At 28.0% G+C, this 25,778-nt stretch carries 25 protein-coding genes and 15 pseudogenes; 22 read left to right on the forward strand and 18 right to left on the reverse strand.

What is annotated here, in order from left to right; all coding sequences use genetic code 11:
• Window positions 1-33: 33 nt before the first annotated feature.
• The 9 genes and pseudogenes from BFL38_RS14355 to BFL38_RS14395 form a co-directional block, all read right to left on the reverse strand.
• Window positions 34-387: pseudogene (locus BFL38_RS14355) on the reverse strand (Rpn family recombination-promoting nuclease/putative transposase); the annotation flags it as partial.
• 216 nt (window positions 388-603) lie between these two features.
• Window positions 604-2,601 carry a ribonuclease R family protein gene (locus BFL38_RS14360; RefSeq protein ID WP_069727677.1) on the reverse strand — a complete coding sequence of 666 codons (1,998 nt, stop codon included), beginning with the start codon at window positions 2,599-2,601 and terminating at the stop codon, window positions 604-606.
• A 179-nt stretch (window positions 2,602-2,780) separates the two neighbouring features.
• Window positions 2,781-3,629: a prephenate dehydrogenase gene (locus BFL38_RS14365; protein WP_069727678.1), complete on the reverse strand. Its 849-nt coding sequence runs from the start codon at window positions 3,627-3,629 to the stop codon at window positions 2,781-2,783.
• 24 nt (window positions 3,630-3,653) lie between these two features.
• A complete protein-coding gene (locus BFL38_RS14370; RefSeq protein WP_069727679.1) occupies window positions 3,654-4,751 on the reverse strand; it encodes an NYN domain-containing protein in 1,098 nt (365 codons plus the stop codon).
• Window positions 4,752-4,841: 90 nt separating this feature from the next.
• Window positions 4,842-7,001 (reverse strand): ATP-binding protein, encoded by a 2,160-nt coding sequence (locus tag BFL38_RS14375; RefSeq protein WP_069727680.1) that lies wholly within the window; start codon window positions 6,999-7,001, stop codon window positions 4,842-4,844.
• 24 nt (window positions 7,002-7,025) lie between these two features.
• The gene (locus BFL38_RS14380; RefSeq protein ID WP_069727681.1) at window positions 7,026-8,096 is read right to left on the reverse strand and encodes a metallophosphoesterase family protein; all 1,071 of its coding nucleotides are present in this window, start codon (window positions 8,094-8,096) and stop codon (window positions 7,026-7,028) included.
• 231 nt (window positions 8,097-8,327) lie between these two features.
• Window positions 8,328-9,317, reverse strand: a complete 990-nt coding sequence (locus BFL38_RS14385) for a DNA adenine methylase (protein ID WP_069727682.1) — start codon at window positions 9,315-9,317, stop codon at window positions 8,328-8,330.
• A complete protein-coding gene (locus tag BFL38_RS14390; protein ID WP_256097294.1) occupies window positions 9,301-9,558 on the reverse strand; it encodes a DNA methyltransferase in 258 nt (85 codons plus the stop codon). Before BFL38_RS14390 ends, BFL38_RS14385 begins: the two co-directional genes overlap by 17 nt.
• Window positions 9,545-10,144: pseudogene (locus tag BFL38_RS14395) on the reverse strand (hypothetical protein); the annotation flags it as partial. The pseudogene BFL38_RS14395 and the gene BFL38_RS14390, both read right to left, overlap by 14 nt.
• 279 nt (window positions 10,145-10,423) lie before the next feature.
• Between BFL38_RS14395 and BFL38_RS14400 the strand changes: the two are divergent.
• The 6 genes and pseudogenes from BFL38_RS14400 to BFL38_RS14420 all read left to right on the forward strand — a co-directional run.
• Window positions 10,424-10,699 (forward strand): annotated as a pseudogene (locus BFL38_RS14400) (hypothetical protein); the annotation flags it as partial.
• 14 nt (window positions 10,700-10,713) lie between these two features.
• A pseudogene (locus BFL38_RS14405) lies at window positions 10,714-11,049 on the forward strand (hypothetical protein); the annotation flags it as partial.
• 15 nt (window positions 11,050-11,064) lie between these two features.
• A pseudogene (locus tag BFL38_RS15655) lies at window positions 11,065-11,973 on the forward strand (hypothetical protein); the annotation flags it as partial.
• 2 nt (window positions 11,974-11,975) lie between these two features.
• Complete coding sequence (locus BFL38_RS14415; protein WP_069727687.1) at window positions 11,976-12,194, forward strand: hypothetical protein; 219 nt, start codon at window positions 11,976-11,978, stop codon at window positions 12,192-12,194.
• A 25-nt stretch (window positions 12,195-12,219) separates the two neighbouring features.
• The gene (locus BFL38_RS15660; RefSeq protein ID WP_305143777.1) at window positions 12,220-12,381 is read left to right on the forward strand and encodes a DUF7788 domain-containing protein; all 162 of its coding nucleotides are present in this window, start codon (window positions 12,220-12,222) and stop codon (window positions 12,379-12,381) included.
• A gap of 250 nt (window positions 12,382-12,631) precedes the next feature.
• Window positions 12,632-14,524, forward strand: coding sequence for a hypothetical protein (locus BFL38_RS14420; RefSeq protein ID WP_069727688.1), 1,893 nt, complete (start codon window positions 12,632-12,634; stop codon window positions 14,522-14,524).
• Between the two features lie 294 nt (window positions 14,525-14,818).
• Here the strand turns inward: BFL38_RS14420 and BFL38_RS14780 are convergent.
• The 3 genes and pseudogenes from BFL38_RS14780 to BFL38_RS14430 all read right to left on the reverse strand — a co-directional run.
• A pseudogene (locus tag BFL38_RS14780) lies at window positions 14,819-14,998 on the reverse strand (tyrosine-type recombinase/integrase); the annotation flags it as partial.
• 6 nt (window positions 14,999-15,004) lie between these two features.
• Window positions 15,005-15,274 (reverse strand): annotated as a pseudogene (locus BFL38_RS15800) (terminase large subunit); the annotation flags it as partial.
• 47 nt (window positions 15,275-15,321) lie between these two features.
• Window positions 15,322-15,561, reverse strand: coding sequence for a hypothetical protein (locus tag BFL38_RS14430; protein ID WP_069727690.1), 240 nt, complete (start codon window positions 15,559-15,561; stop codon window positions 15,322-15,324).
• 534 nt (window positions 15,562-16,095) lie between these two features.
• On the opposite strand from BFL38_RS14430, the pseudogene BFL38_RS14440 reads away from it, so the two are divergent.
• The 5 genes and pseudogenes from BFL38_RS14440 to BFL38_RS14455 form a co-directional block, all read left to right on the forward strand.
• Window positions 16,096-17,047, forward strand: a pseudogene (locus tag BFL38_RS14440) (phage major capsid protein); the annotation flags it as partial.
• A gap of 24 nt (window positions 17,048-17,071) precedes the next feature.
• Entirely contained in the window at window positions 17,072-17,266 is a 195-nt protein-coding gene (locus tag BFL38_RS15670; RefSeq protein WP_069727692.1) for a hypothetical protein, read from the forward strand.
• 80 nt (window positions 17,267-17,346) lie between these two features.
• A pseudogene (locus BFL38_RS15675) lies at window positions 17,347-17,439 on the forward strand (head-tail adaptor protein); the annotation flags it as partial.
• Between the two features lies 1 nt (window position 17,440).
• A complete protein-coding gene (locus tag BFL38_RS14450; protein ID WP_008730217.1) occupies window positions 17,441-17,899 on the forward strand; it encodes a hypothetical protein in 459 nt (152 codons plus the stop codon).
• 11 nt (window positions 17,900-17,910) lie between these two features.
• Window positions 17,911-18,195 (forward strand): hypothetical protein, encoded by a 285-nt coding sequence (locus BFL38_RS14455; protein ID WP_069727693.1) that lies wholly within the window; start codon window positions 17,911-17,913, stop codon window positions 18,193-18,195.
• A gap of 32 nt (window positions 18,196-18,227) precedes the next feature.
• Here BFL38_RS14455 and BFL38_RS14460 read toward each other — a convergent pair whose 3' ends face one another.
• The gene (locus tag BFL38_RS14460) at window positions 18,228-18,530 is read right to left on the reverse strand and encodes a hypothetical protein (RefSeq protein ID WP_256097292.1); all 303 of its coding nucleotides are present in this window, start codon (window positions 18,528-18,530) and stop codon (window positions 18,228-18,230) included.
• Between BFL38_RS14460 and BFL38_RS14465 the strand changes: the two genes are divergently transcribed.
• The 4 genes from BFL38_RS14465 (at window position 18,461) to BFL38_RS14480 (ending at window position 20,160) form a co-directional block, all read left to right on the forward strand.
• A complete protein-coding gene (locus BFL38_RS14465; protein ID WP_256097293.1) occupies window positions 18,461-19,027 on the forward strand; it encodes a hypothetical protein in 567 nt (188 codons plus the stop codon). The genes BFL38_RS14460 and BFL38_RS14465 overlap by 70 nt on opposite strands.
• A gap of 21 nt (window positions 19,028-19,048) precedes the next feature.
• Entirely contained in the window at window positions 19,049-19,414 is a 366-nt protein-coding gene (locus tag BFL38_RS14470; RefSeq protein ID WP_069727695.1) for a hypothetical protein, read from the forward strand.
• A 342-nt stretch (window positions 19,415-19,756) separates the two neighbouring features.
• Window positions 19,757-19,957, forward strand: coding sequence for a type II toxin-antitoxin system HicB family antitoxin (locus tag BFL38_RS14475; protein WP_069727696.1), 201 nt, complete (start codon window positions 19,757-19,759; stop codon window positions 19,955-19,957).
• Window positions 19,954-20,160 (forward strand): type II toxin-antitoxin system HicA family toxin, encoded by a 207-nt coding sequence (locus BFL38_RS14480; RefSeq protein WP_069727697.1) that lies wholly within the window; start codon window positions 19,954-19,956, stop codon window positions 20,158-20,160. Before BFL38_RS14475 ends, BFL38_RS14480 begins: the two co-directional genes overlap by 4 nt.
• A 69-nt stretch (window positions 20,161-20,229) precedes the next feature.
• Here BFL38_RS14480 and BFL38_RS14485 read toward each other — a convergent pair whose 3' ends face one another.
• Window positions 20,230-21,180, reverse strand: coding sequence for a phage tail tape measure protein (locus tag BFL38_RS14485; RefSeq protein WP_069727698.1), 951 nt, complete (start codon window positions 21,178-21,180; stop codon window positions 20,230-20,232).
• 57 nt (window positions 21,181-21,237) lie between these two features.
• Between BFL38_RS14485 and BFL38_RS14800 the strand changes: the two are divergent.
• The 5 genes and pseudogenes from BFL38_RS14800 to BFL38_RS14500 all read left to right on the forward strand — a co-directional run.
• Window positions 21,238-21,516 (forward strand): annotated as a pseudogene (locus tag BFL38_RS14800) (ankyrin repeat domain-containing protein); the annotation flags it as partial.
• A pseudogene (locus tag BFL38_RS14805) lies at window positions 21,468-21,689 on the forward strand (methyl-accepting chemotaxis protein); the annotation flags it as partial. The pseudogenes BFL38_RS14800 and BFL38_RS14805, both read left to right, overlap by 49 nt.
• Window positions 21,690-21,713: 24 nt before the next feature.
• A pseudogene (locus tag BFL38_RS15680) lies at window positions 21,714-21,926 on the forward strand (hypothetical protein); the annotation flags it as partial.
• Window positions 21,927-22,059: 133 nt separating this feature from the next.
• Window positions 22,060-22,248, forward strand: a complete 189-nt coding sequence (locus BFL38_RS14495) for a hypothetical protein (RefSeq protein ID WP_013113818.1) — start codon at window positions 22,060-22,062, stop codon at window positions 22,246-22,248.
• A gap of 89 nt (window positions 22,249-22,337) precedes the next feature.
• Window positions 22,338-22,628 (forward strand): hypothetical protein, encoded by a 291-nt coding sequence (locus tag BFL38_RS14500; protein WP_069727700.1) that lies wholly within the window; start codon window positions 22,338-22,340, stop codon window positions 22,626-22,628.
• A gap of 386 nt (window positions 22,629-23,014) precedes the next feature.
• On the opposite strand, the gene BFL38_RS15685 is transcribed toward BFL38_RS14500, so the two are convergent.
• Together BFL38_RS15685 and BFL38_RS15035 are read right to left on the reverse strand one after the other, a co-directional pair.
• Window positions 23,015-23,593 carry a hypothetical protein gene (locus tag BFL38_RS15685; protein ID WP_069727701.1) on the reverse strand — a complete coding sequence of 193 codons (579 nt, stop codon included), beginning with the start codon at window positions 23,591-23,593 and terminating at the stop codon, window positions 23,015-23,017.
• Window positions 23,594-24,130: 537 nt separating this feature from the next.
• A pseudogene (locus BFL38_RS15035) lies at window positions 24,131-24,298 on the reverse strand (tyrosine-type recombinase/integrase); the annotation flags it as partial.
• 16 nt (window positions 24,299-24,314) lie between these two features.
• Between BFL38_RS15035 and BFL38_RS14515 the strand changes: the two are divergent.
• Window positions 24,315-24,494, forward strand: a pseudogene (locus tag BFL38_RS14515) (hypothetical protein); the annotation flags it as partial.
• Here the strand turns inward: BFL38_RS14515 and BFL38_RS15925 are convergent.
• Window positions 24,437-24,616 (reverse strand): hypothetical protein, encoded by a 180-nt coding sequence (locus BFL38_RS15925; protein WP_083249438.1) that lies wholly within the window; start codon window positions 24,614-24,616, stop codon window positions 24,437-24,439. The pseudogene BFL38_RS14515 and the gene BFL38_RS15925 overlap by 58 nt on opposite strands.
• Before the next feature lie 65 nt (window positions 24,617-24,681).
• Window positions 24,682-24,861 (reverse strand): annotated as a pseudogene (locus BFL38_RS15930) (hypothetical protein); the annotation flags it as partial.
• A gap of 272 nt (window positions 24,862-25,133) precedes the next feature.
• On the opposite strand from BFL38_RS15930, the gene BFL38_RS15935 reads away from it, so the two are divergent.
• Window positions 25,134-25,778 (forward strand): hypothetical protein (locus BFL38_RS15935; protein ID WP_142950347.1); only part of this gene is annotated, 645 nt, incomplete at its 3' end.

Consider the following 25,778-nt stretch of genomic DNA (forward strand, 5'->3'; position numbering starts at 1 on the left):
ATGGCAAGTTCTATGGCTTTAGGTATGATAGAAACTAAAACTATAATTATAAGCCCAATAGTATAAAGCTCTTTTTATAAAATCTTCGTTTCCTCTCGATTGTATTTCTATTAAAACAGTTATCCCTGTTTCGGTTGTTGCTTTTATATCAACTATTGATTCTTTTTCATCATAATTTTTTGCTATATTAAAAGGATTTAATATTTCTATTTTATTAAAAGTTTCAAAGTTTAAATCTTTAAATACAGCATTAATAAAATTTAAAGCTATATTTTCATTGCCTGTATGTGAAAATAAATAGCGTATAAAATAGTCATTAATTCTATTTAAATTATCAACTGTAACAGGCTCATTTAATATTTGTTTTAATTTATCTAAATCTCTCATAAGTTTATTATACTAAATTAATTATAAATGTAAAGTTATATAGTTGAATTAAACTTCTATAAAAATAGATAGTAAAATAAAAAAATTATAATGAACATAGTAAATATACATATTGGCAGTTTAGAAAATTAAGAAAATAAATGAGATTATTAATACTATTAAATAAAAAGGCTTAACTTATTATAATTTAAGAAAGCCTTTTATATTAATTAAATATTATCTTCTCTTTTTAGATTTCTTCCTTTCTTTTCTCTCTCTTCTCTCTTTTGCACCTCTTTTTCTATCTTTAGATGATTTATGAGATTTTCTTGAATATATTTCTTTTTTGTTTTTTTTCTTCTTTAAGAAATCTCTGCTGTCTATTATATCTCTGTCATCAAAACTATTATCAAATTCGCTTGCTGGTATAAAGTCAATGAATAATTCTTTAATATCTACTTTATAAACTACTATTCTTATTCTGTCTCCCAATGTGTACCATTTGGCATCTTCTTCACTGTAGGCTGCCTGTTCATTTTCATCATATCTATAATGTGATTTTAATACGGCATATCTTATTAAGCCTTCTATTCCTCTGTCCTCTATTTCTACGAATATACCGAAGTTTGTAATACCGCTTATAATCCCGTTATATTCATTTCCTACTTTGTCTTTCATAAATCTTGCAGCTTTTACCTTTGCTAAACTTCTCTCGCATTCAACTGCAACTCTTTCTGTTTTTGAACACCACTGTGCCGAATTGGTATAAAATTGCTGCATAGTAGGTTTTAAATTATTTATACCTTCTAATGAAAGTTTTAAAAGTCTATGTGTAAGTAAATCAGTATATCGTCTTATAGGCGAAGTAAAATGAGTGTAGCATTCAAAACCAAGTCCGAAATGCCCTATATTATTAACATCGTATATAGCCTGTTTCATAGAACGAAGTAGTAGGGTAAGAAGTAATTTTTCGTCTGGCTTTCCCATTATAGATTCTATAAATGAATGAAAATCCAAATTGCCGTCTGCATCTTTTGTGAGTCTGTAGCCTCTGTTAAATGCTATTCTTGTAAAAGTATCGAGCTTTTCCATATCTGGACTGTCATGTACTCTGTAAATAGAGCCTTTTATATTTTTTAATCTTTTGGCTACTTCGCAGTTGGCAATAAGCATTAATTCTTCTATTATTTTATGAGTTTCTTTTCTCTCACCAATAAAAAAGTCTTTAGGGTTACCGCCTTTATCCAATATTATTTGTGTCTCATTGAGATTAAATTCTATACTGCCGTTTTCTATTCTCTTTTGAAGAAGTATTTTTTTTACATCGTCAGCATTTTTTAATAATTCTACAAGCCAATCTTCATATTGTTCTATGCCGTCCAGAACATCTTGTGCATAGTCATAGGTTAATCTTCTGCTCGATTTTATGATGCTTTTATGAAAAGTGCTTTCTTTAACATTGCCGCTATTATCTATAGTTACAAAAACAGTCATAGTAAATCTGCTTACACCTTCATTTAAAGAACATATGCCATTTGAAAGTTCATGCGGAAACATTGGGTAAACTGTATCTATTAAATAAACACTATTGCCTCTTTTTCTGGCTTCCCTATCTAAAGCACTTCCCATTACTACAAAATGACTTACATCAGCAATATGAATGCCTAATTTATATCCGTCATTTAATTTTTCTATACTTATAGCATCGTCAAAATCTTTTGAATCTGCTCCGTCTATTGTTACAGTTCTTATATCTCTTAAATCTATTCTGTCAAACTCTAATTCCACATTTTCCATGCTGTCTGGTAAAAGTTTTGCCTCTTCCAAACATTTTTTTGGGAAATCTGTTTGTACATTATATGCTTTTGCTATTATTTCAGCGTCTTTTTTAGCATTGTTAATATCTACTTTTATTTCTGGTTTTGGTATGCTTGTTTTTTTATTTCCTGTATCAGATTTTTTATTTTTAGCATTTCTTCTGTCTCTTTTACTTTCTGATATATTATTTTCTTTTTCAGATGATTTTCTTAATTCTCTTTCTAAATATGCTTTTCCTTCATTGGTAAGTTTTAGTATATTAGATTTTTTCATTACTAATCCCATAGAAACTGACTTTTGAAGTATTTTATCAAATCTAAGTTTATCTTTTTTAGTTTCTACATATCTATTTTTGTATTCTGATATATCTAATTCTTTTTCTTTATTGATTCTTTTCAGAAATTTTATAACTTTCATTTTTTATTATCCGCGGTAGTTATTAATATTATTACATAAATAATATTATTTTATTATAGCAATATTATTTATAATGTCAAATAGTAATATCTTTTTACATATTTTTAAATATACGGTTTTATTATTTAAGAAAGCATTTATTTTTATGCCTCCTATTTTTAGGGGGCATATAATTAATCTTATTTTTTCTTTCTTTCAATCCATTCATTTTTTATTGTATTTGAATTATCCATTAATTTTTTTAACTTATCTCTGTTTTTATCTTTTAAAGCATATTTAAAATCATTTAGGCATTTTATATATTTATCTAAAGCATCATATAGATAATCGCTGTTGTATAAAAATAATTCGCTCCACATATTAGAATCTATTGTACCTACTCTTGTATGATCTCCTAAACTGTTTCCCTCAAAACCAAGCGAAGATAAAAAATGATCATGATTGACAATACCGCAGGCTACTATATGCATAAGCTGACTTGTAAAAGCTATCATTTCATCATGTTTCTCAACTGTTGATCTTATAATTTTAGAACATCCTATATCTTTTGAAAGTTTTTCTATTATTTTAATATCGCTTTCATCTGCATTTTCATTGTTCACTATTATAGCATTTGAATTTTTGAATATAGTTTCAGAAGAGTTGATATATCCGCCTTTTTCTTTTCCTGCCATAGTATGAAGCCCTATATATTTTTTATCTTTTGTATTATTAAAAATATCAGTCTTTACTCCGCAGAAATCTGAAAGTATTTTATTATTATCAATTAAATGTTTATATTTATCAATAATATCTATTGCTATTGAAGGAAGTGTACATATCATAATGATGTCGGATAATTCAATGAGCTCTTTTATATTATCATAATTAAAATACCCTTTTTCAATATATCCATCTTTTAAAGCAGATTCTATATTTTCTCTATTTGTATCTATGGCATATATATTATAATTTTGATTGCTTAGTTTTAATGCTTTTGTTAAAGAGCCTCCCATTAATCCCATTCCGATAACTGTTATATTTGACATATTTCACCTCTATGTTATTTTTTTCTATTCATTACCTATATTTTCTAGTATTTCCAAAACTTTGTTTTTATCTTTCATTATAAAAGCGTTTCCCTTATTAGTAAGTTCAATAGGAATATCTTTTTTGATTATATAATCTATAAATTTACTTGGTTTTTTAAATTTTGTATTTTTTACAGCACTTGAATTATTTCCTATTTTGAATTTTTTATTAATTTCATTCATTGTATTAGCAAGAGAAATAACAGCATTTTCTTCATAATTAGAAAGTATTTCTTTGAATGCTAATATAAAATTTTTTTCGCTTATTTCAGAGCTGCTTAGATTTATGATTTTAGACATTATATTTTTGAATATGTTTATTTCATTAATATAAAAATCATCATTATTTATTTCTGTTTCTATTCCATTATTATTTAGATATTTAAGAACATTTTTAATTTTTTTGAATTGTGTTTGTTCTACGGCACTCTTACCTTTTTCAAGATTAAAATCTTCATTGATTTTGTTGCATATATCTGATATTGAAATCTTTACAGTTTGTGTATTTTGTATATTGTATATTTCCAATACTCTATTATAAAAGAAAGTTAAAAATTCCATTTTATCTATATTATTTTCTTCTTTTTTAGGTTCATTTTCATGTTTTTCTGCTGATTTATAATCTTCAATTTTAAATATGTGGCTGCATGAGTTTTTGAATATATTTCTTTTAGCATTATCAAATACTGTAACTATTCCAACAATAGCCCCGTATCTTGAAAGTCTATCCATAACCACAGTATAATCAACATCTCTGCTTATGAATATTACTATATCTATTTTTTTGTCTATTACAAAATCTTCAAATGCATCTATTGATGATATCATATCAGCCATGTTTTTTGCTTTATTAACAGGTACAGAATAAATAATATCAATATGCATATCTCTTAGTTTTTTAGAATATTTTTTTATAGATTTTGCATCACCATAAGCTTTTTTTATAGAGTAAACTATTTCTTTGTCTTTTAAATTATTCTTATAAAATAAAAATATATTATTAAGCATTTGTTCAAAATTAACTTCGTAGCTTAAATGCGATACATTTTCTAAGTCTATATATACGCCTATTTTTTTCATAATTCCGCCAATACTTGTATAATATTATTATCAAGTATATTTTATAAAGAAATTGATAAAAATACAATATTATCGAAGATAATAAATATATTAAGATAATTCATGTATAATAGCTTCTTCATAATTTTTCATAATATCTCTTATAAATATATCTTTTGTAAATATTGCTATAGGAATATTATATTTTTTTGAATATTCTCTTATAAATGATAATGCTTCTTTTGTTCTATTATTATCAAAAGTTATAAAAGGATCATCTAATAGTATTAATCTTCCTTTTTCATGTATTTTTGAAAGTATAGAAAGACGCATAGCTATATAAACGGCATCTTTTGTTGCTGAAGATAATAATTCCACATTTCTCATTTCATTATTCTTATCTTTTACCATTATTTTATTTTTATCGAATCCAGACATTGAAATTATATCATCTGATAAATTTTTCCCTGTTATATGATTGTATAAAATTTCTGCATCATTTGAAAGAGAATTAAATATATCATCATTTTTTTTATTTATTTTTGAGAGCATATTTTCAAGCAGTGCTAATGCTTTCTTTCTTTTGTTTAAATTTTTTATTTCTTCATTATTTTCTGCAAACTCACTTTCAAGGTTTATTATTTTTTCATGTACATCATCGCTGCTGTTAAGTTCTCCTTGAATATATGAGGCATTAGACATAACTTTGTTCATATTTTCCTTTATGGAATTAATTTCTATTTCAAGCTCTCTTAATTTGTTTTCTAATGCTTTCATTTCCATTTCATTAAAATCATCAGGATTAATTCCATTTTCATCAAGCTCTTTTAATATTCTGCTGCAATTAGCTTCTAAAGTTTTGATATCTTTAAAGCCGAATTTTTTTGCTTCTATCATTAGTTTTTTAAATAGCTCTTCAGTACTTTTATATACATTATCAAAATTGCTTTTTATTTCATAGTAATTTTCTTTATTTTTTACATTGAGCTTATCAAAGAAATTATTTAATTCATTATGATGATTTTCTAAATTTACTGCTGCTTCCTCTAATTCTTTTTTATAATTTTCTAATTCTTCATCATTATTTTGTTCAAGTATCAATTCTATTTTAGCTAATTCTCTTAACAGCATATCTTTTAAATCTGACATCTCCAAATTATCGCTTTTTATATCAAGTTCCGGAAGCGAGTCTAATATATCATTTATAAACTTGTCATTTTTTCCTTCTTTTATAAGTAAAAATGGTATAGAAGGAAGTATGATTAAAAACCAATATGGATTTTTAAAATATAAACTGAGTAATGCTGATATTAAAACAACGGCAGCTAAAAACACTATCTTTGGTATTTTATTATTTTTTTCTTTTAATTCATCTATTTTTTTTATTGCTTTATCTATTCTTATCATTATGCTTTGATAATCTGTTTTATTTTTTTCTTCTGAAGATTTTTGAAGAGATTCTATTTTTCCTTTTAAATATGATATTCTATTTTCGCCTTCATCTATTTTTCCGCTTAGTTCATTAATTGTTTTTGAATGATCTTTCTGCAGATATATATTTTCATTTATAAATTTATCCTTTTTATTAAATTCATGAATCATTGTATTGATATTTAATAAATTATTTTTTTCTTTTGCTTTATTTTTCTCTTCTCTTAATGAATTTAATTTATTGTAATTATCAATTTTTTCTTTTAATATATTGCTGCTTTCTTTTAATAATTCATCGAGTTCCTTTAATTTATCTTTTTTATTAACTTCTGTATTAGCCTTGCTGTATAAATTATTGAGTTCTTCTTCTATTTCTTCATTTCTGTATTTCGTATTTTTTAATTGTGCCGGTATTGCACTTTGGGATTTTCCTGAATATTCAGCTTTTATTTCTGATATTATTTTTCCTACATCTATATCTGAAGCAAATAATTTTTTCTTTATCTCGCTTTCCCAATCCTTAGAATCTTTTTTGCTGTCGGACATCTCAAATATTATTTCGCTTTGTCTTATTGAATATAAATTATTATAGGACTGTGGATGAAGTTTTATATTTTCCTCTATTTCAGGTTCGGTATTAATATCTATATTATCTCCGTATCTCAATTTTATTTGTTTGGCGAATGATGAAGTTTTTTTGTTTTCTGAAAATAATAACATCAAAGAATCAAATATAGTAGTTTTTCCAGATTCATTTTCTCCGTAAAATAATGTGAGATTATCTGATATTTCAAAAGATTTATTTTTAAACTTTCCGAATTTATTTAAATTTAATATCATTTTTATTTTCCATATTTTTAATTATTATTTTTTATTATTTTGTAATGCAGTATATAGTTTTTCTATACCTATTCTTTTTGCAATTTCAACTATTTCTAAATCTTCTTCATTATTGGTATTAAATTCATATTCATCTGCTATAGATAAAAACTCTTTTATAATGCTTTCATTGTAAGCATTTTCAAGTAAAAATATATCCGAAGTTTTTATATTAAAGTCTCTTACATATTTTGAATATTTATTTTTTATATTATTTATCTTCTCTTCAATCTCATTTTCATCTTCAGCTATTCCGTATATATTAATATCTATAATATCATTCATGCTCCATTCAGAAGCTTTTTGCTCAAAATTTGATATATTGTAAATGCTACTTTCATATACCCTATATACTCCGGCATTTTTGATATTTATAAATGTTTTTTTTATTGAATTATTTTCAGTATCAATAGCCAAACATCTTCTTATACCCATTTCTGATTTAGTTCTTCTCCAAACTCTTGCAGAACCTGTATATATTATTTCTATATTTTCTATATTAACTTCCATTTGTTTATGTATATGCCCAACTACTGCAATATTAGGATCTATTTTTTTTATTATATCTATTGGTATGCTTGCTGATTCCTCATTTTCTTCTATAGCCCATAATGTACCTTCTACTATTCCATGTGCTATTACTATTCTGTTATCAGCATTGAGATTTTCTATTTTTTTATTTATATCATTATCTATAATATATTTTTCACTGTAGGGAAGTGCTATAATATCCAAGTTATCAATATTAAAAAAACTTATATCTTCTATTACTATTAAATTGTCTGGGAATTTTAATTTATTTAATGTTATGCCTTTGGATTTTAAATTCTCATGATTGCCTTTAAGTAAGTATACATCTTTTTGATAGTCCTCTATTTTTTTTGAGAACACATCTTTTAATCCTTGCAAATCTTCAAAAGTATTGAAAGTATCACCGAGAAGCATTAAGGCATCATAATCTTTTGCATATTCTATTATCTCATCCAGCACAGAAAGAGAATATTCTTTTTCTTCTAGGCTGAGATGAAGATCGCTTGATATTAATAATTTAGACATAATAAAATTTCTCTTTTTAATATATATAATAATTTTGAAACTGTATTTTTATATTATAAATCAAATATATTAATTAATCAATATTCGTTATTATTAGAGTCATTATAAATAGATGAATTATATTATTATATTTAATTATTAATTATACAAAAAATATAGAATAGAAGTTGAAAAAATCATATTTATATTATAGAATGTGAGTATGTATGAAAATATAAGGAAATATAAGCATTAAATTGTTATTTTATTACAAGAACTTGAAGCCCAAAGCCTTTCTTTTAATTTATTATTATTATTTCCACTTATGTTTCTATATCCGCCATTTGATTTCCAAGAATATTTTACATATCCGTAATCTTCAAGATTATTATGTTCTCCTTCATATCCTGCCACAACTATTTTATAAGTTTTTCTATAAGCATTTTTTATACAAAACTCATTAACTTCTTTTGCTGTATCATAACTATCAATTCTATATAGAGATTTTTTTCTGCTTGTATCTGAATACGGAGGATCAAAAAATATTCCTATATTACTTTTACCACCATCATCTTGCCAATGTGTACCTTCATTAAAAAGTCTTTTCCAGTCCATACAAGTTATTTTTACATTTTCTAATATATTTTCTATTTGAGAAAACCATAAACTAATTCTTTCTAATTTACATCTAGTGATACTGTATGGATTGACAATTTGAGTACATTTTGAATGAATGCCGTTTCCTCTTAATAATTGTATTCGTCCTTTTGTAATTCCATTATCTATTGATTTATAAACTTTTTCTACATCGATTTTATCTATTTCTACTCCTCCAATTTCTGAGCATTTGCAGTAAATCCAATATGCTGCAAGTTTTACATCATAATATTCATCATCTTTTAACATTTTTTCTAATAAACTATCTTTATTTTTTACTATATAGCATATTCTCTGCCAATATAAAAGCTGAGAACTTGGATCACAGCATAAAAGAGCTACTTCAGCTGATGCTTTTTTTAATGCTCTCCACACATTAATCAATAAGCAGTCTAAATCATTAACTATTTCATTATATAAAGTATTAGGTTTTCTCTTCCTAGCTAATAATACTGCCAAACTTCCTGCAAAAGGCTCGAAATATTTTTTTACATCATTTCCTATAAGTTCCCAAACTAAATCAGCAACTGCACTTTTCCCACCAAAATAAAAAAAAGGTGCTTTAATTTTATGCTGCTTTTTCATTAATCAACTCCTCTTGTTTATCCTGATATGCTTTACTTACTCTTTTGACTGCTGTATCAAAATATTCATCATCAAGCTCTATTCCTATAAACTTTCTATTAGTATTAATGCATGCTACTCCTGTACTGCCTCCGCCCATAAATGGATCTAATATTGTATTATTTTCATCTGAAACTAATCTTACTAAACGCTCCATTAAGGCAACAGGTTTTTGTGTTCTATATAACTTATTTCTGCATATACTCTATAACTGCTGAGCCGTCTTGTCCTTTTTCTCCATTAGCAACAACACCATTGCTGTTACTATTAGTACCTCCATTTCCTCCAGCACCAACTATAATTTTTATTTTACTTGCCGTACCAAGCATAGCTCTTGTAATATCTACTATAGCAGCACTTCCGCTGCCTCCTCCTCCTGAACTATAACCATTTATAGAACCATTGCCTCCATTTCCACCGCTTGCCAAAGTAGTATTATTGCTGAATACTGCACCTGTATTTGGATTCTTTCCATCATATCTTGTAGTAGTTCCATTATTTCCATTGATTAATTTACCTTGTCCGCTTGGAACACCTCCTTTTCCTCCATTAAAAGTTATAGTACCTGTCTTTATAGCTATTTGACCTCCTTGACATGTTGTAATAACTTTATCATTTATTAAGATTTGAGAGTTACCGCCTGCTGTTGGTCCTGTTCCAACTGTATCTAATAAACCATAATAACCTCCTGCACCGCCTGAACATATATGAACTGTAATACTATTAACATCACTTGGAAAATTAAACTCATGAGTACCAACGCCAAAGCTCACTGTTTTTCTTTTTAAATGATAAAGTTATTATATTATATCTATTCAGCCTATAAGTGCTGATACTATTATGGTAACAGAGCCTAACGGAAGCTATGGATTTAGCGGAGTGTTTAAAAAGCAGTCTAATTAATTTTTATTTATTTTGAAATTTAAAGGCTTTATCAATTATTTGTTGGTAAAGCCTTTTTATTTTATATGTATTTTTTTAATATATACATAATTAATAATACTTATATTGAAATAAATATATCTACATAGTATACTTGTTTTTATAATATGATTTAAGGAAAAACTATGAAGAAAATATTTTTACTCATTACAATAATGTCTTTAATTATAATTCAATGCGGTAATAAAACTGATAATCAAACTACTTCTAATAACAATGTTAATACAAATGAAACAGTACAGTCAAATGAATGCAGAACTTTAGCAGCTGGACATGGCATTACAGTAAAATTAAAGCCTATAAAATATTATACACCTGCACCACAGGCGGGCAGTCGCCATATATTAAATCCTGATTTGATTCCTGAAGTAGTTTTTGAAATATGCGACACTTCAAGACATTTAAATATAAAAGGATTATAACAAAAGCAATGTATATAATATTTCCTATACTAGTATTATTATTTAATATATTAGTATTAAGTGCGAATATATACAGAGTAACTATTTCAGAAAATAAAATAAATGAAATTTCTATAACAGTTCTTAATATAATAATAGCTGTTAATTTAGTATATATAACAATACAAAATATAAAGTCCATAGTAAAAATATTAAAGAACAATATCAATATAAATGAGGCAGTGATTGGAAATAATAAAATATATAACTTCATTTATATTTATGGTATTTACTCATTTATTTTTTCTTTTATAGCTCCTATTGTAATGGTATTTTTAAAAAATAAATAAAAGTATGAGAGATTTATGAACTACATCAGTAAAAAAAGATTATATTATATATTAGTATTTGTCATAATAATAATATCTTCTCTTCCTATAAATATACAAATATTATTATATGATATTGATCATAATGCTGACAATTTCTATTCAACAATTATTACTAATAGTTTTTATTATCAAGTATTTTACTTTTTTTGTTATTCATTTTTATTTATTATAGATAGTAATTTAGAAAACATTAATAAAAGAACAATACTAATAATATTTTTGTCATTTTTACTTTTATTTTTGCTTGGCATATTTATTTCAGCTCCTTTAAAAGATTCAATACCTGATATGCTTGAATTTTTTAAATCTAATATAATGATTAATAAAAGTATATTATCTTCTATAATCTTTTTTATTATAATACTTTTATCTGATAACAATTTTAATATAAAGAATAATACATATAATAGTTTTACTAAATTAGGAGATATAATACTGTTTTTTGTAGTATCAGAAATTTTATTAGCAATAATATTATTCTTAATTATTAAATTGGTAGCATTAGTAGAATCGCTAGAATTTTTGGCATTTATGGTATTATTATTTTTTGTTTTAATGTTATCTGCTTTTACTGGAGAAGATGCAAGTACATTAGCCTCAAAACTGATTTTGATTTTTATTGTATATTTACATACTTTAATACCGTTTATATTTTTCTTTGTGCAAAAAAGATTCAAAACTGTTTTATCAATATATATTTCTCGAGGATTATTATTTTTATATTCATTTTTAATATTTGTTTCATTTTTTGCATTACTATATGAACCTATAAGACCTTTTGACAATACTAAGTCTTTTATAATTTATAATGCATTATTAATTTTATCTGTTTTTACTTTATACTTTATAAGAGCTGAATATAAAGCTGGAGTAATAACAAAGTAATGCTTAATTGGATAGATGGATTAAGTAAAGGGGATCTTCCCGGAGTAAGTATTTCTGCTATAAATCCAAGCGATCCAAGTGTAAGTCAAAATGGAAGCATACCATTATTGCCTAGATCAGTGATAGTTTATAATACATTTTCTATTCCTTCTGATCCTAAAACTAAGACAAGGCAGTTAAGCGGACAGGGTTGGAATGGTTTTTCTGCTGTAGTATAAAACTAATTTTGAATATTGGAAAGAAATATTTAATAAAAATAATTACAAACTTCCTAGAATAATTTTTTGGAATGTAAACTCATTAAGCAGAATAATGCCTGCTTTAAAAAATGATGATGTATTATTTGTTTCTGGAAGAAGCCAGAATGCTATAAAAAATATAATCAATATAGATAAAAAGATTTAATGAGAAGATACCAAGAAAGCATTATAAAGATAGGAGAATGGCAGCTTTGGTACAACATACAAGTAGGAACGAATTATTACTTATATAAAAAATAAATAAAATAAGAATATAGCAAAAAGTGAGCCGAACAGCTAATAAGTTACTTATTAGCTGCTATATAGTGAGGCGAGCATAGCAATAATATGTATACAGCTGCTTTTACCTCCGTGTAGCAGCTGTATAAAAACATCCATGTTTTTAGGAGTTTTATATGGCTTTAAGTAAACCTAACGAATATAAAGAAGTACCTGCTCAGCAAGGGGAAACAACTGTATATGCAGAGGATATTAATCAAATAATATCAAATATAGAAAAAATAAAAGGCGGACAAGCTAATGAAGCTCCTATTTCTAATATAAAAGAATTAAAAGAAAGAGTTGATGGTTTAACAAACGGAAGTACATCATCAGCTTCTAAAATAGCTTTTAATAATGATAATGCCAATTTAGATTTTTCAGACGGATATGATTTTCCGCCAATAAAAAATCAACTAAGTGATAATTATAATATCAGTTTAGTAACTGATTATTATTTAAATAGTTTATCTCATATAGATAATGCAGAAGAAGTTTATGATCTAGTATTAGAAAAGAGTACTGATAAATATGTTTTGAAAGGTACTTTAATATATAATAATAATAATACTTCTTCTAATCTTATCTTTAACATAATATCTATACAAAAAAAAGGTGAAGAAAAAAATAAAGATATTATATATATAACAAATGAATTATCACAGTTTATTTATCAATATGCAAATGCATCAGATAATGAAATAGTTATAGAAGGGGAAGAAAAACTTAAATATAATTTTGCTTTAGTTTTAGGAAGTCCTATGTTTGTCATAGGAAAACAAGATTCTAGTAGTTTTGAAGCTAAAGAATATACTATAAATATTAATATAGAAATATCAGTAAATAATATACGAAATTATCAAGATTTTATATTTATTCAAGGTACTAATGATACAGTTTCTTTCATAAAAGCAAATAATAAAAATGAAAAAATAGTATTTCAAGGAAATACGAAGTCAAAAGTTGGAAATACAATATTTATTATTTTTAATATTTCTATGCTAGAAAATTATCTTGATATAAAAACTGATAAAAATGACAGCTATTATATAGAAGCAAATGATATGATTACTTCTAATAAAAATAAGCCTATAAAATATTATATAAGAAAATCTGTTATTGATGGAACAGAATTATCAGAGAAATATTCTAATATCAATATGACTTTTGGTTATTTAGAAATAAAGCATACTGATGATACTGATATAGAAAAAGATGAAATACTTTCTTTTAATTTAACAGCTCAGAAAAATGTTGATGTTGAAAAAATAGAAAAAGAGAAAAATATACAAAATGCTATAGAAATATTAAATAGTAAAATAATTGATATATTAAATTATCTTGGACTTAATTTTGAAGAACCTCAGGCAGGCACTATATTTACTTTTGAAAAAACTTCTTTGACTTTAGAAGTTGGAGATGAAAGTACAAATATAAATGCTGATATAATAAAAGATATTACTAATTTATCCTTGATTGCAAATGAAGACGGAAGCCTTAATTTAAAAGGAAGTTTTGAAATTAGTAACGAAGGTATGGGAGTCATAAGAGTTAATAAAAAACTTAAATTATATAAAAGAAAATTAGTAGGGGTAATATATAAAGAAATACAGATTATATGTCTATACCAAGATGATTACTTATACTTAATTATTATGGCAAATAAAATACAGAATACAATATTTGATTTGGAAAATATCAAAATATATGATAATAATATAATATGTCCTATAGATTTTAACTATATTAAACTTACAGGTCATCAAGTATCAGAAGATTTTGGCATTCATTTAATAGATGGAAAATATATTTTAAAAGGTTCTATAACACCTAATACCGTAAGTATATCAGTATATGTTAATTGTTATATAGAAGATTTTTTTGAAAACAGCAAAACGTATCAATATGAAGGATATACAATACTAATTCAGAACACAAAACCTCTTTATGGCTATATATCTATTACAGGATTAACAGCAAATAAAGAAAATACAATATATTTTGAATGTCCTAAACAGCCGTCAATTTAAAAGGATATAATAATGAAAAGACAGTTTGATACTTTATTTAAACATAATATTTTTAATAATAAAGAACATTATAACTTCTGCAGCAAATGCAATAAACTTTATAAAAATAAACAATTCTGCGAATGCGGTAATTTTATTAATCTTACTAGGATAGATAAAAATATAGCAGATATCATTTTAGAGTTAAACAAAAAAGGATATAAAACTAGTCAGTGCTGCGAAGGGCATATTGAAGATGAATATTTCCATCCATATATATATTTTAGTTATTTATTTGATGTTAATCCTGTAATAGATATATATGATGGCCACTTTTATAAGAGGATCTGCTATATCTTTAATTATTAATTCAATTTCTTTTTTAGTTGGGACTTCAAGTCTTTTTTTGTTCTTCACAGGCGGACGAGTTTTTGTACCTCGAAAAGGATTTTTCATAAACGGATATCTTCTCTCTAAAAAAGAAAAGAAAGAGGTAAATATAGGATTAGCTTGAAAAATAATTTTATTTATTAATTCTTCCTGTTTTGAAACATCTTCATTTTTATTTAATTTTTCTTTATATTCAGACATAAATACCCAAATATCATTGATGTCATCAGGCTCGTATATTATAGTAAAATACTCATCATTATTTAATGAACCTTGTAATACTTGCTTTGCATATTCATATTCAGAAAAACATACTGAAGATTTATCAAATCCAGCCGTAGTAATTATAAATATAAGAGGCTGCCTTCTAGCTCCCATTCCAGGAGATGGGGCTTTTAAGGAGGTTCAGTTCAGTTCAGTTCAGTCACTCAGTCGTGTCTGACTCTTTGCACCCCATGGACTGCAGCATGCCAGGCTTCCCTGTCCATCACCAACTCCCAGAGTTTACTCAAACTCATGTCCATTGAGTCGGTGATGCCATCCAACCATCTCATCCTCTGTCGTCCCCTTCTCCTCCTGCCTTCAATCTTTCCCAGCATCAGGGTCTTTTCAAATGAGTCAGTTCTTCGCATCAGGTGGCCAAAGTATTGGAGTTTCAGCTTCAGCATCAGTCCTTCCAATGAATATTCAGGACTGATTTCCTTTAGGATGGACTGGTTGGATCTCCTTGCAGTCCAAGGGACTCTCAAGAGTCTTCTGAAATATCACAGTGTCAAGCATGCTGCTGCTGCTGCTAAGTCGCTTCAGTCGTGTCCGACTCTGTGCGACCCCATAGACGGCAGCCCACCAGGCTCCCCCGTCCCTGGGATTCTCCAGGCAAGAACACTGGAGTGGGTTGCCATTTCCTTCTCCAATGCATGAAAGTGAAAAGTGAAAGTGAAGTCGCTCAGTCGTGTCCGACTCTTAGCGACCCCATGGACTGCAGCCTACCAGGTTTCTCCGTCAATGAGATTCTCCAGGATAGATGTTAAATATTCCTTTTTGGGAAAAATACGCTATTATCAGTTTACTGCTGTAGATATAGCTACGAAGTGCCCTATTGGTCTCATCACCTTGGTACAATGGAGTAGTTGAAAGTACACATCACTGCGACCAAAAAGAATTTATGACTTTTGTAATATGGAATTAGCTTTCTCTAAAGTGTTGACAAATGGTTTAGGACAGGTAATGATAAAGAAATAAGAGAAACACTTCAGGCAGGCGTTGCTGAAGGCGGCGGAAATACTATAGCAGTATCTAGTAAAGCAAATTATAAAAGACTTAGATGAAGCAGTACAGATAAGAAAAAGATCAAATATCATTCCTGCTATGAATGGATATGCAAGTATAGGAATACCTACACTAGAAAGTGATTTAAATGATCTTGATTGGACAGCAGAAATCGCAGAAGTTACAGAAGATACAAATATGTCTTTTGGAAAAAGAGAAATGAAGCCTAATCAATTAACTAAGTTAGTTAAACTTAGTAAAAGATTAATAAAGCAAAGCAACATAGATATTCAAGGTTTAGTTGAGGAGAGAATAGCATATAAATTGGCTTCTACATTAGAGCATAATTATTTATATGGAAATGGACAGGATAAACCTCTAGGTATATTTGCTCAAACTTCAGATAATACAGCAGCTATTCCAACTGACAGAGATATAAAAGTAGGAACTGCAAGTGCTGCTATAACTTATGATGGTTTAGTAGATGCAGTAAGCGGATTGGAAGGCGGATATCAAAACGGAGCGGTATGGATGCTTAATAAAAAAGCAGTTGCTGCTTTAAGAAAATTAAAAGATAAGCAGGACCGTCCTATTTGGCAGGAAAGTTTAATAGCGGGACAGCCTAGTATTTTACTTGGTATTACAGTTGTGCAAAATGATTTTATCGAAGATAAGCTGGAAGCTACAAAATATTTCGGTTTCTTAGCAAACTTAAAATATTATTGGATTATGGACAGCTTGTCTATGGAGCTTTAAGTTTTGCATGAGCTATACAGCAAAACAAATCAGGTAGGTTTCCAAGTAGGATATTGGGGAGACGGTGCTCCTATTCAAAAATCAGCATTTGTAAGATTACTTCCAAATGATCAAGCGTATGCAGCTTAATAATTTTTAATAAGGCTTTTATATATGAGCAGTGATACTGAAGATATTAATAGTATAGACATTGATGTCGGAAAAGTAGTCGCCGAAGGCGTGCTTTCGCAAGAGGCAGGTACCGAAGGTATGCTGTCGCAAGATGATGACGAAGAAAAGCAAGCGGAAAGCCCGCCGAGTGATACTAATCACTCGGCGGGCTTTCCGATAGGCACCTACTCGGTGTAGCGAGCGAATATAATAAAGTAGTTACTTTGGCTGAGTTCAAAAAGTTTCTAAACTTAGAAGGCATTGACTATAATGATGATATTAATATGGAGAATGTTTCATATAAAAATATAGAATGTCTATTTACAATAAAGAAATTAGTAAATAATAAAAAAGCTGACAATAGAGAGTAATATGTCTGAAAAAAATAAAGTAACTCTTACAGGGTTTGATGAGTTCAGGAAAACTTTAGAAGAGTTAGGAATTGATTTTAAGAATGAAGTAAAAAAAGCCTCATTAAAAGAAGCTAGAAGAATAGCAAAAGAAGCTAATGCAAAAGCAAAAAGCAGAGGCTGGACTTTTGATAAATATTTTACTGTAAAAGAAACAAGAATAAACAAAAAGAGTAATACTGAAAGCAATGTGAAGATTACTACAATTAGCGGAAAAAGAGGCACAGCACCTGAGAAAAATAAAATAAAATGGTATAAAGAGCAAGGCGATAGGTATTATGCTTTTTTTAATGAATATGGAAATAAATATAAAAATGAAGTGCCTTTGTTAATACCTCTATTTGAATCAAACAGAGAGAATATAGAAGAGGCAGTCAAAAGTGCTTTGAATATAGTAATACAAAAAGCTAATAATAAATAGAGTTTATAAATATGCATAGAGTAATTTATCAATTATTAAAAAGTCTTACTCAAGAAGATAAAAAAACGGCAGGTGTTTATTTGGATTTTGTTGAGGACAGCAATGTAGATAATGATAAAAGCTATATAGTTTATTCTCTTCAAAGTTCAAATCCTAAATATGAGTTTGAATATTCAAGAGATATTTATCAAGTTAGTGTTTATTCTACAAGTTTAGAACATGCATTAACTCCTATCAAAACTTTGGCACTTCCGTATCTTATTGTTTTTTTTCTTGCACACTTGTTTGACTCATAATATCTCCTTATTGTTATTATGCTAGCTTTATATTAATATTTATATAATATTTCTATTATTGTCATTGTCTGATATGCATTGTCTATACGAAAATGGCTTTCATTGCTTATATCACAGCCGCATATCTCAATATTATCTATCTTTTTTTTCAAACTATTAAAATACTTACCTATTTTTTTCTGAAGAGTTAATGCATGTTCTAAACTTGTAGAATAAACACTAACTTGATAAATATCTCTTGAATATTCAAACTCATATTTAGGATTTGAACTTTGAAGAGAATAAACTATATAGCTTTTATCATTATCTACATTGCTGTCCTCAACAAAATCCAAATAAACACCTGCCGTTTTTTTATCTTCTTGAGAATAATAACCCTTCTGTATTTCAAAATATAGCAAAATATTCATCAGTTGAAGATTATAATAGAGTTTTAAATAATGTAAGTTTTACAGGTGCATCCAGCTGGGACGATTTATTATTAAAATGGCTTGAAGGAATAAAAAATAATGAAGTTGCAGGAGTTGAGCTGTATATTCAGCAGGGAGGATATGCTGTATCATTATTTCCAGGTGCCGCAGTGGCTTATAATGGAAGTATTCAGACATCTGGAAATTTAGTAACAAAAGATTTTTCTGATGGAGTACAAATAGCTTTGAATAAAGACACTTATGTAGGTAATAATCCTTCTTATATAAATATTGATATTCCTCAGTCATATTCAGCACAAGCATCCAAAATGTATAAAACAGTTAGTAAAGATGATAAGTCTTATACACCTAAATACAGACATGTATTATTTGATAAAGACGGAAATATTAAGGAATATTAAATTAAATAGGAGAATATATTTATGAAAAAAATACTTTTTATAATTAGCATTTTAATTTTATCTATTATTTCTTGTAATAGGAATAATGTTACAAACCCTATAGAATCAAGCGGAGGATTAATATATCCAGACGGAAATATGGAAAAAAGAACTTATTATGCTTACTATAGAATGCAAGAAAATAAACCTTATAATTTTTATAAAGTAGCAGAGTATGATAAATTGATTGTATATGTTATGGAGGGCAGCGGATATAATCAGGAAAGTCTGGATTATATAGCGAATGTATTTAATAATAATTATGCTGAAGAAGTAAGAATATATGGAGAACATACAGATGTTGATAAGAATATAATAAAGAACTTGGGTGGGTGCTTTAATTTCTAATTAAACTATAAATATAATTAAAATTAGAATTTCAAAATAAAGTTATAGAAATAAAAGGGTGGGGTATGTAAATAAAATTTTAAAATATAAAAAATTATTTATGCTATAATTTATATAATGGTGATCTTCATTATATTGAGATTTAAATGTAATTTTTTAAAAAGAATAAGGATAAATCTAAATTAGAAAAATCTTTGTTGAAAGATTATGAGAAAGCTTTGTAATTAGATCCTAATAATAATGCTGTTATAGAATATATAAAGAAAATTGAAGATAACTATATTTTATAATATATTGTTTTTTTTATTGATATTAAATATAATTATTTCAGAGGTATATATTATGGTTTTTAAAGTTATTGTTCATCAAGATGAAGATGGTTTCTGGGCAGAAGTTCCATCTATAAAAGGTTGTTTTACTCAAGCTAATACTATGGAAGAATTAGAATTCAATATTAAAGAAGCTATTGAGGGATGTCTTTCAGTTGATATTGAAGAATATAATAAAGATAATATTATAAAAACTATTGATGTAGTATTATGAAAACCATAAGCGGTAAAAAATTTTGTAAATTATTAGAAAGTCATGGTTGGCTTCTTGCTAGAATAAATGGAAGTCATTATATTTATGTAAAGTCAGGAAGTGATTTGAGAATATCGGTGCCAGTGCATAAAAATGATGATCTAAAGATAGGACTTTTGAAAAAATTATTAAAGATTACTGATATATCGGAAGATGAATTATAATAACTTTATTCTAATTCCCGCCCATTTTGTTTTATGGCTTTCTTTGTTATTATTGTTCTATTATTCTTTTTAGTCTCTTCTGTTTTCCTCTGCCTCTGCTTTTTTTAGTAAAGCTAAATAATCTTCATAAGTTTTTGTTTTATCTTTAGTAGACGCAGATAAATTATTATTCGCTTCTATTTCTTTATCTGTTATACTAATGCCGTCTATTGAAAGAGCTTTTCTTTCTCTAATATTTGTATTTAATCTAGTAATCTCAGCATTTAATGCATCCTGCTGAGACTTCCATTTCTCTACTTCTTTTCTAGCTTCTTCTAATAACTCTGGACGAACTGCACCTGCCGCATCTAATGAATTTAAATCCTGATATATTCCTTTATCAAAATATTCTTGTGCCTTCTTATATTCTTCTGTTACTTTTTTATAATTTTCAGCTGCTATAGCTAGTTTTTCAGCTTCCTCTGAAGTCATGAAATCTTCATCTTTAGCTTTTCTAGCATCTATAACACTGTAAGCATCAAGCATTTTGGTTTTTAAGTTTGGAAATAATGAAGTAAGTTCTTCTGTTAATTCATTTAATCTTTTTGTTTCCTCTGCATCAAGATTTTTTGCTTTTGCTAAATTGTTATATTCTCTAAATAGTAAAGCTATATTATCAGCTTCTCTATTTAATCCCATCAAATCAGATGTATCTGTAGTAGAATTATCATAAAGTTCTTTTTTTAATTTTCTTATTTCTTGCCCTGTCTTATAAGCATTTACTGCCAATGCTGCAAGACCTGCACTAACTGCTGTAACAATTCCAATAGGAGTAGCAACCATTACTGTATTTAATGCTTTCCAAGCTGTACTTAATCCTTGAATAGAGCTTGCGGCTGTCTTTAATGTAGATACCGCATTTTTAAAATCTTTTATAGTTTTCTTAGCTTCTGTTATTCCTTTTGAAAGTCCCACTATAGCTTTTAAAGCAGGACCGAAACCTGCTGCTAAAGAAACAAATCCTACACTTGCTGCCTGCAAAGGTGCTGGTAAGTCGCTGAATGTTTTTATTAAAGATAAAATAGTACATCTTACAAGTTTAATCGTATAAAATTAGCWGAAGTTTTATTAGAAAAAGGTGCAGATATTAATGCTCAAGATTATAATGGATACACTTCTTTAATTTGGGCTTGTGCATCATCAGGATCAAGGTTTGCTGAACCGTATGTTAAATTTCTAGTAGAAAAAGGAGCCGATGTAAATATAGAAGATGACCATGGAGATACTGCTTTAGATATGGCAGAGTATTTTAAACTTAGAAAAATTGCAGGTATGAGTCTCAGGCTTCCAGCTTGGAAGAGACTGCTGCTTCTATGAATGAGATGGCTGGTGCTATCAAAGAATCAGCAGAAAGTGTTTCACAAAGCACTTCTATGGTGTTAGATGCTAAGGAATCTTTAAATAAGGCTGGTGATATAGTAGCAGACAGTGTAAATAAGATGAATGATGTATATGAAGCTAGTTCTAAAATAATGGATATTACTAAACTATTTGCTATATCTCCCCACTCATCAATTTTGAAAAACGATATGATTAATAATGGAGGTCTCTTATTAGCTATTGATAATTATTATTATTATTATTATGAAATAGATGATAAAGGTTGGTGTGAAGTATATTATATGCCTCCGAATGCTATATACTCAGGATTTTCATTAACTATTTTTATATCCATATATAATATCTCAGCATTATTATTTTTATCCAATAGCAAATCATTTCCATAAAAATAACCATTATATGTAGAACCTGAATAACTAGTATTCAGTTCTAATAACAAAATTATAATTTTACCATTCTTATCAACATCTGTATGTTCTCCATATATTCTCTAATAGCTATGGGTTGACAGAAGACTGTATGATGGAAATGAGTTTGCAAAGACTTCTGCTTTATTATACAGCTTCTTTAAATTTGCCTTATATTATAGAAGTAGAAGAGAAAACTAAATCAAACAATTCTTCATCTGAAATAAAACAGGGAAATAAAACTATAAAAAAAGAAAGACAAGGTTTATGGGAAATAGAAACTATTACGGTAAATAATTAGCAATAATAAAAAAGGAATAAAAAACGAAAAAAAGCCAAATCGATAATTTATTATCGATTTTCTCAAAGGCTTTTTTGAGTTTAGCAATAATGAGTAAATTAAATGTATATATTAATGCAGATGCTTCTCAAGCTATTGAGGCATTTGGAAAACTTAAAGATAAAACAACAGAAGGAATGCCATTCCCTTCTGAAGTTAGTATAACAGATATGTATATTTATAGATATGTAGGAAATAATCCGCTTTATGATAGTTCTGCTTATTTGGATGGAAGATTAGATAGATTTAATTTTTATGCTATAGATGGTTATGCTACAAGTTCAGTACACCTTCTAACACCGACATCCGCAACAGGTACTTGCCAAGGACCAACAGATTGACTTTTTAGAGAACATGTTGTTCTTAGTTTAGAAGAATATCTAATCATATAACAACTCCTTTAAAGAATATCCATTACTCAAGATATTCTTTAAATCATTTATTATTTAATAATAAATATAACACAAATATAAATAAATGTCAATAGTATATAAAATATTTTTATAACTTTTTTATATAAATATTTTTCAATGCAAATAAAAAAGAGGCTTTTTGCAGCCAACTTTTTATCAAAATTTTATCATTATTTTTGATAAATAACTTCTTTCCATAAAGCACTAATAGTTAAACCAGTATCAGTAAATGTAAAAATCTCTTCAATTCCTACAACAGTTGTTTTAAATAAATTATCAGATAATTTAAAATATTGTTATTTTGTAACTGTAAGCTATGGGGTAGAATAATCTCCATTAAGATAAGGAGTAGTTCCTACGTTCTTTAAAATAATATTTTTATTAAATTTCTTTTCTATATTTCTAGCACTAATCAATGTTTCCATTATAAGCAACTTAATATTATCATAAATAACCTGCTGTATTAATAAAATAGGAATAAATAAGAAATGGCTTTTACCATAGTTTTTATAATTATTTTTTCCAGTAAGCTGAATAATGCCTCTGCCTCTATATTTATAGCCTTCATCTTGGCCATTACCCAAACGTCCGCCATAAACAAAGTTGCCAATAGCCTCAGCTCCCTGAATACATAACTTTTTAGCATTTTCCAAACGTTCCAGCATTATATTATTATAATTAAAATTATTTTTTTCTATTCTTTCATCTATTTTAGAATCAAAACTATTAGAAAGCTCTTCTTTAAAATTATTTAAGTTTTCTTTCTCTTCTTCTAAAAATTTAGTTTGCTCCTCTTTAGATTCATTTATTTTATTATTTAAACTTTCTATTTCTCTTTTATATTCTTCTGAATGAGTATTCAATTTATCATTGATATTATTAATATTATACAAAAAAATAATATATCTGAGGAGCTTAAAGATATTTTTGAGAAAGGAACTCATTTATTAGGAGCTCGCAGAGAATTAATGCTTTATCTAGGAAAACAAGTAGTTCATGGCTTAAATCTTGCCTTCATATCTAGAAGCGTACCTGCTACTCTTAATCCTTTACCTTATTATGAATTAATAATAATAAATATTAATGAAACAGGAAAAACTTGTATTGTAAGGAGAGAAACCATATTAAAATCTTCAGAATCTGCAATCGGAGGTATAATCTGTTCCAAAGAAGATGAAGCTCCTATAAGAATAATTAATTCTACAGAGGCTAATAATCTGAGCAGGGATAGAATTATAATATCTTACATTATCAAGTTTTATCCAATTAGGCTCTTCAGGAGTTCTTATCTTTTTTTGTATAGGAGGTAAATCTCCTCCAAGAGCACTATAAGAATATACCGAATCAGCATTATCATAAGCTGAAGAATTAGGCTCTACTTGCCAATTTACACCGTCAGTAGTTGACCGGCCTGTGAAGAACAAAAAAAGACTTGAATTGACTTCCGTTATAAAATCATCAGCTTCTCTTGCTTTAATAAATAAAATATTTTTCTTATTCATTTCACCGCAGGTGCTCCTTCGGAGGCAGTATTCTTCTAGTTTATTAAGTCCGTTTCTATATTGTCTTTTTGTGTGATTGCTTTTTGTTTTTGAACAAGGTGTATGCTAGTCTATGGGGATGGGTTCTCCGGCAGAAGATATAGATTCAGATGATAAATTCAGGAGAGAACTTACTTCTAAACAAGCAGCTGAATTGGATGCTAAAAATAAAATTGTAGCAAGAATTGTTGGTTCTTATATAGAATCTTTAAGCTCTACTGAAAAAGGTATGATAGATGAGTATGTTATACAGGTTACCTGATCTACTCCTGCCTCCTGCTCTACTGCTGTATGACTTATATCACTCATTATCTTAGAAGTTTCCTCAATTTTACTTTCTATATCGCTGAATATCTCCTGAGAATGTCTTGCCATTTCTGCTGATTTATTTATCTTTTCATAAATATCTTCTATAAGTAAAGTATGTCTTTTGCATTCTATTTGTATTGATAATAAGATTTATTCTGTTTATAAAGAGCTTCTAAAGAAAATACTTCTATATATCCTCTGTCATTATCCACACTTACAGAGCCAATATTATATAAATTATATAATTCATCTTCTTGAATATTAAATAATTCATTAAAATAAGAACTGCTGTATAATGAGTATATTTCATGCCACTACCACTGAAGGTACCAACGTCAGGACTAGTGCTACTACCACTGAAAGTACCAACTCCAGCACTAGTGCTACTACCACTGAAAGTACCAACTCCAACACTAGTGCTACTACCACTGAAAGTACCAACTCCAGCACTAATGCTACTACCACTGAAAGTACCAACGCTAGTGCCAAGGAGGACGCCAATAAAGATGGCAATGCTGAGGATAATAGATTCCATCCAGTCACCGACATTAACAAAGAGTCGTATAAGCGGAAAGGGAGTCAAATGGTTTTGCTAGAGAGAAAGAAACTGAAAGCACAATTTCCCAATACTTCCGAGAATATGAATGTCTTACAGTTTCTTGGATTTCGGTCTGACGAAATTAAACATCTTTTCCTCTATGGTATTGACATATACTTCTGCCCAGAGGGAGTATTCACACAATACGGATTATGCAAGGGCTGTCAAAAGATGTTCGAGCTCTGTGTCTGTTGGGCTGGCCAGAAAGTATCGTATCGGAGGATGGCTTGGGAAGCACTAGCTGTGGAGAGAATGCTGCGAAATGACGAGGAATACAAAGAATACTTGGAAGACATCGAGCCATATCATGGGGACCCTGTAGGATATTTGAAATATTTTAGCGTAAAAAGGAGAGAGATCTACTCTCAGATACAGAGAAATTATGCTTGGTACCTGGCCATTACTAGAAGAAGAGAAACAATTAGTGTATTGGATTCGACAAGAGGCAAGCAAGGGAGCCAAGTTTTCCGCATGTCTGGAAGGCAGATCAAAGAGTTGTATTATAAAGTATGGAGCAACTTGCGTGAATCGAAGACAGAGGTGCTGCAGTACTTTTTGAACTGGGACGAGAAAAAGTGCCGGGAAGAATGGGAGGCAAAAGACGATACGGTCTTTGTGGAAGCGCTCGAG

Source organism: Brachyspira hampsonii, from assembly GCF_001746205.1.
GTDB lineage: Bacteria > Spirochaetota > Brachyspiria > Brachyspirales > Brachyspiraceae > Brachyspira > Brachyspira hampsonii_B.

Excerpts from the sequence above, each read along its gene's own strand:
- BFL38_RS14365 (WP_069727678.1), bottom strand. The coding sequence starts at position 3,629 with ATGTCAAATATAACAGTTATCGGAATGGGATTAATGGGAGGCTCTTTA.
- BFL38_RS14475 (WP_069727696.1), top strand. The coding sequence starts at position 19,757 with ATGGTTTTTAAAGTTATTGTTCATCAAGATGAAGATGGTTTCTGGGCA.
- BFL38_RS15670 (WP_069727692.1), top strand. The coding sequence starts at position 17,072 with ATGAGCAGTGATACTGAAGATATTAATAGTATAGACATTGATGTCGGA.
- BFL38_RS14455 (WP_069727693.1), top strand. The coding sequence starts at position 17,911 with ATGCATAGAGTAATTTATCAATTATTAAAAAGTCTTACTCAAGAAGAT.
- BFL38_RS14375 (WP_069727680.1), bottom strand. The coding sequence starts at position 7,001 with ATGATATTAAATTTAAATAAATTCGGAAAGTTTAAAAATAAATCTTTT.
- BFL38_RS14470 (WP_069727695.1), top strand. The coding sequence starts at position 19,049 with ATGAAAAAAATACTTTTTATAATTAGCATTTTAATTTTATCTATTATT.
- BFL38_RS14385 (WP_069727682.1), bottom strand. The coding sequence starts at position 9,317 with ATGAAAAAGCAGCATAAAATTAAAGCACCTTTTTTTTATTTTGGTGGG.
- BFL38_RS14430 (WP_069727690.1), bottom strand. The coding sequence starts at position 15,561 with ATGCTGAAGCTGAAACTCCAATACTTTGGCCACCTGATGCGAAGAACT.
- BFL38_RS14420 (WP_069727688.1), top strand. The coding sequence starts at position 12,632 with ATGGCTTTAAGTAAACCTAACGAATATAAAGAAGTACCTGCTCAGCAA.
- BFL38_RS14495 (WP_013113818.1), top strand. The coding sequence starts at position 22,060 with ATGATGGAAATGAGTTTGCAAAGACTTCTGCTTTATTATACAGCTTCT.
- BFL38_RS14360 (WP_069727677.1), bottom strand. The coding sequence starts at position 2,601 with ATGAAAGTTATAAAATTTCTGAAAAGAATCAATAAAGAAAAAGAATTA.
- BFL38_RS14480 (WP_069727697.1), top strand. The coding sequence starts at position 19,954 with ATGAAAACCATAAGCGGTAAAAAATTTTGTAAATTATTAGAAAGTCAT.
- BFL38_RS14500 (WP_069727700.1), top strand. The coding sequence starts at position 22,338 with ATGAGTAAATTAAATGTATATATTAATGCAGATGCTTCTCAAGCTATT.
- BFL38_RS15925 (WP_083249438.1), bottom strand. The coding sequence starts at position 24,616 with ATGGCAAGACATTCTCAGGAGATATTCAGCGATATAGAAAGTAAAATT.
- BFL38_RS14450 (WP_008730217.1), top strand. The coding sequence starts at position 17,441 with ATGTCTGAAAAAAATAAAGTAACTCTTACAGGGTTTGATGAGTTCAGG.
- BFL38_RS14370 (WP_069727679.1), bottom strand. The coding sequence starts at position 4,751 with ATGAAAAAAATAGGCGTATATATAGACTTAGAAAATGTATCGCATTTA.
- BFL38_RS14380 (WP_069727681.1), bottom strand. The coding sequence starts at position 8,096 with ATGTCTAAATTATTAATATCAAGCGATCTTCATCTCAGCCTAGAAGAA.
- BFL38_RS14415 (WP_069727687.1), top strand. The coding sequence starts at position 11,976 with ATGCTTAATTGGATAGATGGATTAAGTAAAGGGGATCTTCCCGGAGTA.